The sequence below is a fragment of the Azospirillum brasilense genome, assembly GCF_008365405.1.
GTDB lineage: Bacteria > Pseudomonadota > Alphaproteobacteria > Azospirillales > Azospirillaceae > Azospirillum > Azospirillum brasilense_D.
Genome location: NZ_QOKV01000013.1, coordinates 74,850 through 87,857, shown reverse-complemented (window position 1 = coordinate 87,857; position 13,008 = coordinate 74,850). Strand labels below are relative to the sequence as shown.

The following is a 13,008-nucleotide window of genomic DNA, read 5'->3' as shown; positions in this document are numbered from 1 at the left end:
TGGAAAAACCGCTTAAATACCCCTGAGATATGGTTAACAAGCCTCGCTTCGGCTGTTAAGCCCATTGGAATGGGTGACAACCGAGGGCTGGACCGGAGGGGATATGGCGGTGAACCAGAACGCGACCATCGCGCCGGGTGCCATCGCGCCGGGTGCCGGCACCTTCTCCGACCGCGTGCGCGACGCCATCCGGCACGGCGAGTTGCGCCTCGCCTTCCAGCCGCAGGCCGACACTCACAGCGGGCGGTTGACCGGGTTCGAGGCGCTGTCGCGCTGGCGGCTCGACGACGGCACGGTGATCCCCCCCGACGTCTTCATTCCCATGGCGGAGACCAGCGACGCCATCCACATCCTCGGCGAATGGACGGTGCGCCGCGCCTGCGAAACCGCCGCGGGCTGGATGCAGGAGGGCATCGCCGACGTGCCGGTGGCGGTGAACCTGTCGGCGCGGCAGTTGGAAGACCCCGGCTTCGCCCGCACCGTTCTGGGCATCCTCGCCGAAACCGGTCTGCCCGCCGCCAATCTGAAACTGGAGCTGACCGAAACCGCCCTGTTCGAGCACAGCGAGTCCTCGCGCGAGGTGCTGACGCAGTTGCGCGGCGCCGGGGTGCGATTGGTGCTGGACGATTTCGGGACGGGCTATTCCTCGCTGTCCCTGCTGCGCCGCGTGCCGGTCGAGGCGCTGAAGATCGACAAGCACTTCACCCAGGCGATGGTGCAGGACCGCGACGCCGCCGCCATCGTGCGCGCGATCATCGACCTCGCCCACGCGCTGGGGATGCAGGCGATCGCCGAGGGGGTGGAGACCAACGACGAGCTTTTGTACCTGCGCGCCTACCGCTGCGACCGCATCCAGGGCTATCTGCTGGCCAAGCCCCTGGACACGGAGCAGGTCCCTGACTTCATCCGGCGGCTCGCCGCGACGCCGACAGGCGGATGACCCGCTCCGTCTCGTCCCATTCGGTCAGCTCCGCGGCCTCGTCGATGGTGGCCCAGCGCGCTTCCAGGGCATCGTCGGCGCAGACCGCCTCGCCCTCCGGGCTCTCCGCCGCCACCTCGACGATGGTGTAGTGGTACTGGACGGTCCCGGCGTCGTCGAGCGTCATGGCGTCCACCACGGTGACCACCTCCGTCGGCACGACGTGCAGGCCGGTCTCCTCCAGCACCTCGCGCACCGCCGTCTCGAACACCGTCTCGCCCACCGACTGGGCGCCGCCGGGCAGGCTCCACTGCCCCATCCGCGGCGGGCGGCCCCGGCGGATCAGCAGCACCCGGTCGCCGCGCCACACCACGGCGCCCACCCCCACCCAGGGACGGTCGGGGTATTCGCGGCCGGAACGGTCTGCGGGGGGTGTGGTGGATTCGGGCAATGCGGACATGGCGGCTCCTCGTTGCGCTTGACCCGACGCTAACCCAGGGGGACAGTCGGATACCAGTGGCCATGAGGCCGAACGAACCGCCCCCCGGACAGCGAGCCCCGGACGCCGCCATGAAGCTCAACGAGATCCGCACCTTCGTCGCCGTGGCCGAGGCCCAGTCGGTGCAGGAGGCCGCCCACCGGCTGGGGCTGACCCAATCCGCCGTCTCTCGCCTGATCCAGCGGCTGGAGGCGGAGCTTGGCGTGCTGCTGTTCGACCGCCAGACCAAGCCGCTGGCCCTGACCCGCGACGGCGAGATGGCGTTGGCCCACGCGCACCGGGTCCTGAAAGCGACCGACGAGCTGTCGGACGCCTTCGCCGGAGCCGCCCAGCCCCAGGGGTTGCTGCGGCTGGGCGTGGCCCATGTGCTGACCGCCATCGCCGCGCACCATCCGCTGGACCGGCTGCGCGCCGCCTTCCCGGGCCTGACCGTCCGCCTGCATTCGGACTGGAGCACGCCGCTGGTCGAGCAGGTGCGCAACGGCACGCTGGACGGCGCGCTGGTGCTGACCCACGACGCCCAGACGCCGCCGGACGACCTGGACGCCGTCTGCATCTCGCGCGAGCCCGTGCGTGTCGTCGCGTCGGCCGAGCTGGCCGGACAGCGGGACTGGACGCTGCCGGCGATGAACGCCGTGGGCTGGGTGCTTCAGCCCGACGGCTGCCAGTACCGGACCGCCATGAGCCGCGCGATGGCACAGCACGGGCCGGCGCTGAACGTCACGGTGGAGGGGTTCGACCAGTCGCTTCTGCTGTCGCTGGTCGCCCGTGGCGTCGGATTCGGGTTGGCCCCGCTGCGGCTGATCGCCCCGACCCTGCACGCCGCGCAGGTGCGGCCGCTGGAGACGCCGGACTTCGCGCTGACCGTCGCGGTGTGGCTGCTGCGCGGCCGCTTTACCGGGCGCATCGGTCCCGTCTTCGACGTGCTGGAGGACAGCCTGCTGGACCTGCTGCCCCCGGCGGAAGAGGCGCCCCTTCCCCTGCCCTGCCATTCCGCGGCCGAATAACCTTCTTTCCCATTGTGAATTTGCTGCACGCCCGACGCACGCTTATCGTGTGACCCTGATGAGGCGCGGGCCGACGTTGCCGCACCGGCCACAGCCCGCGCCGAGGGAGGATAACTTGGACACCAGCAACCGGGTGGGCGGGGCGCCTTCGCCACGCTCCTGGCGGACGCCGGGATTCGTCATCGCCTGCGGCTGCCTGATCGCCATGCTGGCGTTCGGCCCGCGGTCCAGCATGGGCCTGTTCACCGCACCCCTGTCGGAGGCGCACGGCTGGGGCCGCGACGTCTTCGCCCTGTCGATCGCCATCCAGAATCTGGTCTGGGGCATCGGCACCCCCTTCGCCGGCGCGCTGTGCGACCGCTACGGCCCGGCGCTGGTGCTGGGAATCAGCGGGATTCTCTACGCGCTGGGGCTGGCGCTGATGCCCTACGCCGACACGCCGCTGATGCTGCATCTCAGCTCCGGCCTGCTGATCGGGCTGGGTCTGGCCGGGGCGTCCTTCGGCATCGTCATCGCCGGTTTCAGCCGCATCGTCCCGCCGGAGAAGCGGAGCTGGTCGATGGGCGTGGCCACCGCCGCCGGTTCGATGGGCCAGTTCCTGTTCGCCCCCACCGGCCAGGCCTTCATCGCCGCCTACGGCTGGCAGACGGCGCTGATCCTGTTCGGCGCCTCGATGCTGATGATCCCGGTGCTCGCCTCCTCCTTCGCCGGGGCGGGCGGGTCGAAGAGCGCGCAAGCCGTCACCGGGGCCGACATCGGCTTCGCCGCGACGATCCGGCAGGCCTTCAAGCACCGCAGCTACGTCCTTCTGGTCACCGGCTTCTTCGTCTGCGGCTTCCAGCTCGCCTTCATCACCACGCACCTGCCGCCCTATCTGACCGCCGCCGGGATCAGCCCCGGCCTCGCCTCCTGGGCGATGGCGCTGATCGGGCTGTTCAACGTGGTCGGTTCCTACATGTCGGGCGTGCTGGGCGGCAAGATGAGCAAGCGCCTGCTGCTCTGCGCCAACTACACGCTGCGCGGCCTGTGCACGGCGATCTTCATCCTGCTGCCGGTCACCCCGGTGTCGGTGATCCTCTACGCCGCGGCGATGGGCCTGCTCTGGCTGTCCACGGTGCCGCCGACCTCCGGCCTCGTCGTCCTGATGTTCGGCACGCGCTATCTCGGCATGCTCTACGGCTTCGCCTTCCTCAGCCATCAGGTGGGCGGTTTCCTCGGCGTGTGGCTGGGCGGCGTGCTGTATGAGCGCGTCGGCTCCTACGACGTGGTGTGGTGGGCCAGCGTGGCCCTGGCCTTTGCCGCCGCGGTGGTGAACTGGCCGATCGCCGAGAAGCCCGCCCCCTCCCTGGCGGCGGAAGCGAAGGCCTGAGGCCATGACCAAACCGGCGCCCGCGCCCACCTCTCCTCCCAGCTTCGGCCATGGCTTCGCGCTGGCGCTCGGCGCCCTGGCTCTGGTCGTCTGGGCGGTGGTGACGGGGGTGGCGCTGACCCAGGCGGCCTTGAACGAGGAGGATGGCGGCACGGTGCTGGCCGTCTTCCCGCCGGGCACCCCGACCGCCGAGGCCTTCACCGCGGTGGTCCGCGCCGGTGGCCAGCCGGTGCGCCAGACCTGGATCCCCTTCGCCTGGGTCGCCCGCAGCGATGGCGGCGGCTTCGTCGGACGCCTGAAAGAGGAGGGAGCGGTCACCGCCTACGGCGAGCTGTCGGTGGGTCCGGCGCTGGGCGGTTGCGCGGTGGTCTCACTGGACGACAAGCGCCCGGTCGGCTTCCAATTCAAGTGACGTCAAAAACCCGTCATCAAGCGGTAACGGGACCACAGTTCGGCTATTGACAACCCCCGCAAGGAGGAGCAGGCTATTCCTCAGAGCAACACTGGTTGAGGTGAAGACGCGGTGGACACCGCATCAAGTTGGCCAAGTTGCCAGCTTCTCATCACAGCAAATGTTCCCGTAGTCAGGAGGGTGTGATTGTCATGAGTCCACCTGCGCTTACTTGAGGAAGCCGACCTGTTCGGCCACACATTTCTGAACATTGCCGTTGAGACGGCTCAACCATTGCGGATGTCCTGGCACAACCGCTGAAACCCCCGCCCCCCGCGCGGGGGTTTCGCTTTTTCGGCTTCCCACGCCGCCCCTCATTTCCTCGGCGACCCAAAGAAAAACCCCTCCCCCGCGGGTGCGGGAGAGGGGCGAAGGCTTCGTGTCGCTTCAAACGGGTCCGCAGACCCAGGAGTCATCGCACCGGCCGATCAATACATGTGCTGACCGCCGTTGATCGACAGGGTCGAGCCGGTGATGAAGCCGGCGTCGTCGCCGACCAGGAACAGCACGCCGCGGGCGATCTCCTCGGCCTTGCCGAGACGGCCGACCGGAATGCGGGCGACGATCTTCTCCAGCACGTTGGGCGGCACCGCGCGCACCATGTCGGTGTCGATGTAGCCCGGCGCGATGGCGTTGACGGTGACGCCCTTGGCCGCGCCCTCCTGCGCCAGCGCCTTGGTGAAGCCGTGGATGCCCGACTTGGCGGCGGCGTAGTTCACCTGACCGTACTGGCCGGCCTGGCCGTTCACCGAACCGATGTTGACGATGCGGCCGAAGCCGCGCTCGCGCATGCCGTCGATGACGTTGCGGCAGAGGTTGAAGCAGGAGGTGAGGTTCGTCGCGATGACGTCGTTCCACTGCTGCGGAGTCATGCGGTGGATCACGCCATCGCGGGTGATGCCCGCGTTGTTCACCACCACGTCCACCGGCCCGAGTTCGGCGGTGATCTTCGCGATGCCATCCTTCACGGCGTCGAAGTCCGACACGTCGAACTTGTAGACCGCGATGCCCGTGCGGGCCGAGAATTCCTTCGCCTTTTCATCATTGCCGGCGTAGTTGGCGGCGACGACATAGCCGGCGTTCTTCAACGCGACGGAGATGGCTTCGCCGATACCGCGCGTTCCGCCCGTGACGACTGCAACTCGAGCCATTGGCTCCTCCCCCAAAGCTTGATGTTGGATTCTTTATCGGTTTCTGTAGGCGCACATACGAAGCGGGCCGCACCCCGGAGGGAACGGCCCGCTTTTCATCAGCCCCGCTCGACGGTAAGGGCGATGCCCATGCCGCCGCCGATGCACAAGGTGGCGAGGCCCTTCTTGGCGTCGCGCTTCTGCATCTCATAGAGCAGGGTGGTCAGGACGCGGGCGCCGGACGCGCCGACCGGGTGGCCGAGCGCGATGGCGCCGCCGTTGACGTTGACCTTGGAGGTGTCCCAGCCAAGGTCCTTGTTGACGGCCAGGGCCTGCGCGGCGAAGGCCTCGTTCGCCTCGATCAGGTCGAGGTCCTCGTGCTTCCAGCCGGCCTTCTCCAGCGCGAGGCGGGACGCCGGGATCGGGCCGGTGCCCATGATCGCCGGATCGACGCCGGCGGTCGCCCAGGAGACGATGCGGGCCAGCGGGGTCAGGCCGCGGCGGGCGGCGTTCTCGGCGGTCATCAGGACCAGCGCGGCGGCGCCGTCGTTGATGCCCGAGGCGTTGCCGGCGGTCACCGTGCCGTCCTTGGAGAAGGCCGGGCGCAGCTTGGCCAGCGATTCCGCCGTGGTGCCGTGCTTCGGATACTCGTCGTCGGCGACGATGATGTCGCCCTTGCGGCCCTTGATGGTAACCGGGATGATCTCGTCCTTGAAGCGGCCGGACTTCTGGGCGGCCTCGGCCTTCTGCTGCGAGGCGGCGGCGAAGGCGTCCTGCTCGTCGCGGGTCAGCTGCCACTTCTGGGCGACGTTCTCGGCCGTCGTGCCCATGTGGTAGCCCTTGAAGGCGTCCATCAGGCCGTCCTTCAGCATGGTGTCGAGCATCTCGGCGGCGCCCATCTTCACGCCGTTGCGCAGATGCATGACGTGCGGGGCCTGGCTCATGCTCTCCTGGCCGCCGACGACCATGACCTCGGCGTCGCCGTTGCGGATCGCCTGATAGCCGAGCGCGACCGAGCGCAGGCCCGAGCCGCAGAGCTGGTTGATGCCGAAGGCGGTGGCGGAGGCCGGGATGCCGGCGTTGACGGCGGCCTGGCGGGCCGGGTTCTGGCCCTGGCCGGCGGTCAGGATCTGGCCCAGGATGACCTCGGTCACCTCCGCGGCGTCGGTCTTGGCGCGGCTCAGCGCTTCGCGGATGGCAATCTCACCCAGGTAATGGGCCGGTACGGCGCTGAGCGCCCCGTTGAAGCTGCCGATGGGAGTACGCGCTGCGCTGGCGATCACAACCTCGGTCATGTTGACGCTCCTCAGATTTTGTCAGTTTTATTATCGTGACAGGGTGCCGCACGGAGTGAGAAAAACCTTATGCGCGGATTTCTCGCAATGCAAGACACCTGACAGGCTGCGGTTATCCTGCCGCACTAAGCCATTCGGCCAGGGGACGCCAGACGCCTGTTTCGGCTCCGGCGCTGACCACCATGCCAATATGACCAAGCGGCGGCCTGATCATTTGCGCGCTGCCGATTGATCTTGCCAAGGCCACCGCGGACGCGGGCGGAACGATGCGGTCGCGCTCCGGGATCAGCGCCAAAACGGGCATGCGCAACCGCTCCGGCTCCACCGGCTGGCCGGCGACCAGCCATTCGCCACGCGCCGTGTCGTTGCGCCCGTACCAGCCGGCCAGCGTGTCGCGCGCCACCCCGGCGACCAGCGGCACCCCGTCGTTCAGCCAGTCCTCCAGCGACACGAAGGCGAGCGCGGCGCGGCTGTCCGGCTCCATACGGGCGAACTGCGAGAACTTCTTCAGCGCCAGCAGCGGGTCGAGCTGGGCGAACAGCCCCTGGAGAACGTCCACCGGCAGTTCCCCCCAGGCGTCGAGCAGCGGGCCGAAGGGCTGGAAAAAGCTCGCGGCGCGGCGGGCCATGCCGGCGTCCTCCGCGTGGAAGTCCCAGGGCGTGGCCAGCAGGCCGAGTGCCGCGACCTCCTTCGGGCGGCGCTGCGCCAGCGCGGTGGCGAGCAGCCCGCCCATGCAATAGCCGACCACCGGAACCGGGCGGCCCACCGCCTCCACCACCGCGGCGAGCGCCCGCTCCAGCCGCCCGGCGATGTAGTCGGTCAGGCTGTAGCGCCGCTCCAGCGGGCCGGGCGTGCCCCAGTCGATCAGGAAGGGACGCAGCCCCTGCGCGACCAGCCAGCGCATCAGGCTTTTGCGCGCCGACAGGTCGAGGATGTAATGGCGATTGACCAGCGACGGCACGAAGAGGACCGGCGCGCCCGTCGCCGGGCCGAGGGCGCCGTAGTCGAGCAGCCGGGACGTCCCTTCCGTCCACAGCACCGGCGGGTCGGGAAGGTCACGGCGGTAGGGGTGGCGGCGGTAGCGCTCAATGCCCGTCAGGGCGAGGTCGAGTTGGCGGCGGACCGCCCGGTCAACCGTCTGGGCGAACGCGTCCGCGTCGGTTGCGGCGATCCGTCGGCGCAGGTCCTCCGCCCGCTCCCGCAGATGCGGCTTCCATGGCAGCGAGCCGTTCCTCAAGTGCGGTAATGCGGCGGAGGAGCTGAGCAGTGTCGCCGCCACCGTCGCCAGATGCAGCGCCAGGGGCCGCGGCCCCAGCCGTGGGCTGGGTTGCGGGGGTGGGGGCATCGTGGCGTTGTCCCCGGTCACGCGGCTCTCCCTCGGAGGACGGCTGGGATGAGGCCGGCTGGAACGGGGCTGGCGTGGGATTCCAGCCGGTGCCCGGCGGGCTGGTGTAGGCGAAGCCGCCCGGCCCCAGGACGAAGGGCGCCATCGCCGCGGCGCCCTGCGCCATCATCTGGAACAGGCGGGCGGCGGCATCGGCCATCTCGGGATCGGCGGCGCAGGCCGCCCATTGTTCCTGCCACAGGTCGAGGTACCGTTGCGCGAGCGTTTCCAGGGACGGGGTGTCGGATTCGGACGATTCGGCCATGGCCGGGAGTATATGGGGGAGGCGGTGCGCTTGACCAGAGCCGCGAAGGACCGATCGAAAATGCCGCAAATCCCGAATTACCCGGGCGCCGTCCACCTGCGGTCGCAGCGCTGCGGCACAGCACTGGACAGGGTGCATTCCTTCGAGTAGTCCTTATATCTGGAACATACCCGCCGCACGACCCTTCTTGAAAGAAACAGCGATGGCCGACAAGGAAGACCAGAAGTCCGCGACGATCACGATCAAGAAGTACGCCAACCGGCGGCTCTACAACACGGCGACCAGCAGCTACGTGACGCTCGACCATCTCTGTCAGATGGTCAAGGACGGGCTCGACTTTGTGGTCTATGACGCGAAGACCGGAGAGGACATTACCCGTTCGGTCCTGACGCAGATCATCGTGGAGGAGGAGAGCAAGGGCCAGAACCTGCTGCCGATCAGCTTCCTGCGCCAGCTCATCGGTTTCTACGGCGACAACATGCAGTGGATGGTGCCGCGCTACCTCGAATATTCGATGCAGTCCTTCTCGCGCAACCAGGAGCAGATGCGCGACTATTTCCAGAACACGCTGGGCGGCATGTTCCCCTTCGGCCGGCTGGAGGAGGTCGGCAAGCAGAACATGGCGATGTTCGAGCGGGCCATGCGCATGTTCTCGCCCTTCGGCGGCGCCGAGGATGGGCAGCCGGGCGAATTCCCCGCCCCCCCGCCCCGCCCCCAGGCCCCCGGCCCGTCCGCGGCTCCGCCGACCGGCTCGGCAGCGGCCATCCACACCTATGAAGAGCTTCAGAAGCAGATCGACGACCTGCAAAAGCAGATCGCCAGCATCGCCAAGCCGGCCCGCCCGGCGAAGCCCGAAGGGAAATGAGCCGCAGCGTCCATCGCATTGTATGGCCGTCACGGTGATGGCTCTGCGGCGCGGGGCGGGGAAAGTTCCCCGCCCTTTTCTGTTTTTTCGGCACCAGTGGCACGCCCGGCTGTTTGTTCAACGGAACGGTCCAGAGGAGGAACGCCATGAAGACCGAGTTGCAGATGACGATGGAACTGGAGGTTGCGGACGCTCAGGACGCCCAGCGGTTCGAAGAGAAGCTGCGCGGCTGGCTGCGCCACCAGAGTCAGGTGGTGTCGGTGTCCAGCACCCACAGCGGCGTCGGCAACGACGTTGCGTGGCGAGACGCCCGCCGGGCGGCGTTCGGCTCACCACTGCCCAACCCCTTCGCGCCGGGCCGCAGCCGCTGAGGCCTGTCGGTTGATCGCCGCCGAAGCGCCCGCCCCGCCCTCCTTCGGACGGGGCGGGCTCCTCCCGCCCTAGGAAAGCGTGTCAGCCGCGAAAGATGTGCGGCACCATCGCCGCATCGGAGCCGACCCGAGGGTCCGCCGATTCGCGGATCGACATGCCCAGGCACTTGTCCCCGATGATCCAACAGTGCAGGAGCGCGTGGACGCCCTCCTCCTCGAAGATCGGCGGGGTTTCCAGCCAGACCCGCCCCCCCGGATACTCGGCGCTGCCGGTGTCCGAGACGGTGCGGCCATGAGCCGTCATGCGCTGGGCCGCGTCGTCCAGCCCGAACAGGCTGCGCTCCGTCACGGCGTCGCAGCCCTCCAGTTCCTGGGGGTCGAGCGCGGCGCGGCACAGGTTCGGGTGGCGCGGGTAGAGCGACCAGAGCGTCGCCAGCAGACCATGGTTCGACATCGGCCAGCACCACAGCGGCGATAGCATGCTCATGCCGCCCGTCCGCAACTTCTGCAGGAAGGCGTCGTCGGCCAGCCCCTGCCAGGGGTAGATCTTCGTCAGCCAGGAGGCCGCCCGCCCCTCGTCGTCGATGAAGCGCTGGCCGTCCCATCCCAGACTTTGCAATGGCAGCAGATGCGTGGCGATGCCGGCCTCCGCCGCGGTGGCGGCCAGATAGACCAGTTCGCTCTCGCGCATCGGGTCGGGGGTGGCGCAGGCGAGATGGACGAGTTGGCGGCCCGGCATGCCCGCCGCCAGTTCCTCCCAGCGCTCCACAATCCCTTCGTGCAGGCCGTTGAACTGGTTGGCGTCGCCCATCAGGGCCTCGCGCCAGTTGCGCTGGATGATCGAGGCGGCGAACAGCCCCTCCGGCGTGTCGTAGTTGCAGGCCAGCAGCTTGACCGAATCGCGCCCGTCATAGGCCAGCGTCAGCCGCCCGATCAGCGCGCCGGCCCGCTCGTTCAGCCGGCCCGCCGCCCAATAATCGTTCCAGGAGGCTTCCAGCAGCCGCGCCACCCCGCCGCGGACCCCCAGCCGGGCCAGCGCCCGCCCGTCCATCGTCGCGCGCAACGCCTCGCGCAGCATGGTGTGCAGCTCGTCGGCGACGCTTTCGATCAGGTCGATCTGATGGGCGGAGAACTCATACCGCACATCCTCGCGCCAGAAGGCGCCGGCGCTCATCGCGCGGACGCCATAGGGGTATTTGCGGAGCCCCGGACGCCAATCCGCACGGGGTTTCATGACTGCTCTGCGCATCGTGTGCTTACCGGGCCGCCGGATTCAATCCATGGTTTTGCCCCGCTGCGGCGCGCCGCTTGCGGCCGTCCGGGATTTGGTGGGGGCGGATCATTGCGGCGCAAACGCGCCAACACAAGCGCCTTGCGCGCCCGTCCCTCCGTTTTTCCACGCTTCCCCTCTCGGATCTCACAGGCCGGGTGGGAACGCTTGTCAGTACGTGCGGCCGGCCAGCCAAGCCGTAATGGCGCTCTCCATCGCCCCGGCGGTCGGATCGCCGTGCTCCGGGCCGGTTCCCACCATGGGAAGCCCGGCCGCGACGGCGATGTCCTCCGCCGGGGCGCCGGTCCCGACGAACAGGTCGCAGCGCCGCAGCAGGGCGCACAGCCCGTCGAAACCCAGCCGCCCGACCGCGTTCACGCAGGCGCCCCCCGCCTCCCCGGCGATGCGTGCCGCGGCTCCCCTGGCGGCCTCCTCGCCGACCAGGATCATGGCGGTGTCGCCGCGCGCGGCAAGGCGGCGGCACAGCTCCGACAGGCTGCCGGTGCCGACGGACGCGGACAGGCCGACCGCGCAGCGCCAGCGCGCCGGAACGCCCTCGGCCAGAAGCGCGACGGCGACCCGCTCGCCCGCAGGGGAGGTCCAGACCTCCGTGGCGGGGTCAGGCTCCCTGGCGGTCAGTGCCCCCAGCAGGCCGGCGGGAGCCGGCGCGACGTGGGTCAGGAAGGCGTCGGCGTAATAGCCGCGCACCGGCCGGCCGACCCTGCAACCGAGGCGGAGCGGCGCCCCCGTATCCTGCATCAGGCGGTTGGCGAAGCTGGTATCCTCACCCCGGCCGGGATTGATCGTCAGGTCGAAGGCGCCGCTGAACTGCTGGCCGATCTCCTGGCGCACGGCGGTCACCAGCGCGTCGTCGGGCGCCCGTCCCTTCAGCGGCGGCAGGTTGACCCGCTGGTTGACGTAGGGGCAGAGGGCGAGCGCCGCCTCCGCGTCCGGCGTCGCGAAGGCGGTGATCCGGGCGAGCGGCAAGGCCCGCCGCAATTCTCTCAGGAAGCCGGACGCCCGCAGCACGGCACCCATGCCGTCCAGCAGGAACACGCCGACGCTTCGGAGCAGGTCGGTCGGGAAGGGCGGCGGTTCGCCGGGGACGAGCGTGCGGCGGCGGACGGCCGGGCCCGAGCCCCGCAGCAGCGCCACCGCCGGCGCCGTCGAGGCGCCCCGCGCCGGCGGCACGAAACCCCAGGCTTCGTCGGCGTCCGGGCGCGCCAGCGGCTCCACCATGGCGTGCTCGGCGCGGGCGACGGTCGCCGCGTCGGTCACCCAGGGGAAGAAATCGCGCAGCGGAAGGGTGCCGCTGCCGACCGCTCGACCCGCGACCTGCAACGCGTCCCACCGACGGACCGCGCCGTCGTAGCCGTAATAAACCTCCTTGAACGCGACCTGCTCCCGCGTGGCGTAGGCGAAATGCTGGAAAACCAGCCCGCCCGCCGCCGTTTCCTCGTGAAGGAAGGGGTTGGCCGCGCCGAGTTCGAGGTCCGGCCCATCGGGCTGCGGGCGCATCAGTCGGGGCGGAACGTGCGAGTGCCAAAAATCCCCCGGCCGATACCGCCAGGTCCGCAGCCATTCGTAGGCGCGGTAATTGCCGTAATGGTCCACCTTGTCGAGGACCAGGGATGGGCCGACAAAGAACTGACAGAGGTACAGCGCCGCCGTGCGCGATGGCGAATCAAGGAACATCTGGCGCGCACGGGCGATCTGCTCCGCCGTCCACAGTTCGTCCGCATCGACCTGCCAGAGCAGGCAGTCCTCCGTCATGGCAGCCAGCGGCGCGGTCACCATCTCCACCTTGCCCTGCCAGAAGGCACCGGACGGCTTGCGGTAGACCGACACGCGCCCGGGCTCCTCCGCGGCGATGCGGTCCAGATATTCCGAGGTTCCGTCGCTGCTGCGGCCGTCGCGGTGAAGGTCCTGCGGGACGCGCCCGCCCCGTTGCGCGCACCAGGAGGAATCGCGGACCTGCTCCGCCACCCCCTCCACGATGTGCCAGCGCCAGGGAAAGGGCAGTTGGCGAAACACCTCCAGGTGATAGCGGATGAAGGGATCGCCGTTCAGCACGATGGTCAGGAAATGAACCGGTAGCATGCCCGCAACCCCGTCCTTCGCCCGTTGATCCGGCCTCGCGCAGTCCGCCGGACCTTGTCGGTTCCGCAGGAGCGGTGTCAAGG

General features: G+C 69.2%; 12 protein-coding genes. 6 read left to right on the top strand and 6 right to left on the bottom strand.

Annotation, left to right across the window (positions count from 1 at the left end):
• Positions 1 to 103 precede the first annotated feature (103 nt).
• Positions 104 to 940 (top strand): putative bifunctional diguanylate cyclase/phosphodiesterase, encoded by an 837-nt coding sequence (locus DS837_RS19510; protein WP_149166289.1) that lies wholly within the window; start codon positions 104 to 106, stop codon positions 938 to 940.
• Here the strand turns inward: DS837_RS19510 and DS837_RS19505 are convergent.
• A complete protein-coding gene (locus tag DS837_RS19505; RefSeq protein WP_149166288.1) occupies positions 903 to 1,379 on the bottom strand; it encodes an NUDIX hydrolase in 477 nt (158 codons plus the stop codon). The genes DS837_RS19510 and DS837_RS19505 overlap by 38 nt on opposite strands.
• 110 nt (positions 1,380 to 1,489) lie before the next feature.
• Here DS837_RS19505 and DS837_RS19500 point away from each other — a divergent pair, with 110 nt between their 5' ends.
• The 3 genes from DS837_RS19500 (at position 1,490) to DS837_RS19490 (ending at position 4,206) form a co-directional block, all read left to right on the top strand.
• Positions 1,490 to 2,425, top strand: a complete 936-nt coding sequence (locus tag DS837_RS19500; protein WP_149166287.1) for a LysR family transcriptional regulator — start codon at positions 1,490 to 1,492, stop codon at positions 2,423 to 2,425.
• Positions 2,426 to 2,540: 115 nt separating this feature from the next.
• Positions 2,541 to 3,794: an MFS transporter gene (locus DS837_RS19495; RefSeq protein ID WP_211102331.1), complete on the top strand. Its 1,254-nt coding sequence runs from the start codon at positions 2,541 to 2,543 to the stop codon at positions 3,792 to 3,794.
• Between the two features lie 4 nt (positions 3,795 to 3,798).
• Positions 3,799 to 4,206: a hypothetical protein gene (locus DS837_RS19490; RefSeq protein ID WP_149166286.1), complete on the top strand. Its 408-nt coding sequence runs from the start codon at positions 3,799 to 3,801 to the stop codon at positions 4,204 to 4,206.
• Positions 4,207 to 4,673: 467 nt separating this feature from the next.
• Here DS837_RS19490 and phbB read toward each other — a convergent pair whose 3' ends face one another.
• The 3 genes from phbB to DS837_RS19475 all read right to left on the bottom strand — a co-directional run bounded on the left by phbB (position 4,674) and on the right by DS837_RS19475 (position 8,036).
• Positions 4,674 to 5,396: an acetoacetyl-CoA reductase gene (gene phbB / locus DS837_RS19485; RefSeq protein WP_119510469.1), complete on the bottom strand. Its 723-nt coding sequence runs from the start codon at positions 5,394 to 5,396 to the stop codon at positions 4,674 to 4,676.
• 98 nt (positions 5,397 to 5,494) lie between these two features.
• Positions 5,495 to 6,670: an acetyl-CoA C-acetyltransferase gene (locus DS837_RS19480; protein WP_149166285.1), complete on the bottom strand. Its 1,176-nt coding sequence runs from the start codon at positions 6,668 to 6,670 to the stop codon at positions 5,495 to 5,497.
• Between the two features lie 112 nt (positions 6,671 to 6,782).
• A complete protein-coding gene (locus DS837_RS19475) occupies positions 6,783 to 8,036 on the bottom strand; it encodes an alpha/beta fold hydrolase (RefSeq protein WP_211102329.1) in 1,254 nt (417 codons plus the stop codon).
• Positions 8,037 to 8,521: 485 nt separating this feature from the next.
• Between DS837_RS19475 and phaR the strand changes: the two genes are divergently transcribed.
• Positions 8,522 to 9,184, top strand: coding sequence for a polyhydroxyalkanoate synthesis repressor PhaR (phaR, locus tag DS837_RS19470; RefSeq protein WP_149166284.1), 663 nt, complete (start codon positions 8,522 to 8,524; stop codon positions 9,182 to 9,184).
• Positions 9,185 to 9,330: 146 nt separating this feature from the next.
• Positions 9,331 to 9,555, top strand: a complete 225-nt coding sequence (locus DS837_RS19465) for a hypothetical protein (protein WP_149166283.1) — start codon at positions 9,331 to 9,333, stop codon at positions 9,553 to 9,555.
• Between the two features lie 82 nt (positions 9,556 to 9,637).
• On the opposite strand, the gene DS837_RS19460 is transcribed toward DS837_RS19465, so the two are convergent.
• Together DS837_RS19460 and DS837_RS19450 are read right to left on the bottom strand one after the other, a co-directional pair.
• Complete coding sequence (locus tag DS837_RS19460; protein ID WP_149166282.1) at positions 9,638 to 10,789, bottom strand: glutathionylspermidine synthase family protein; 1,152 nt, start codon at positions 10,787 to 10,789, stop codon at positions 9,638 to 9,640.
• A 207-nt stretch (positions 10,790 to 10,996) separates the two neighbouring features.
• The gene (locus tag DS837_RS19450; protein WP_149166281.1) at positions 10,997 to 12,925 is read right to left on the bottom strand and encodes a glycosyltransferase family protein; all 1,929 of its coding nucleotides are present in this window, start codon (positions 12,923 to 12,925) and stop codon (positions 10,997 to 10,999) included.
• Between the last annotated feature and the right edge of the window lie 83 nt (positions 12,926 to 13,008).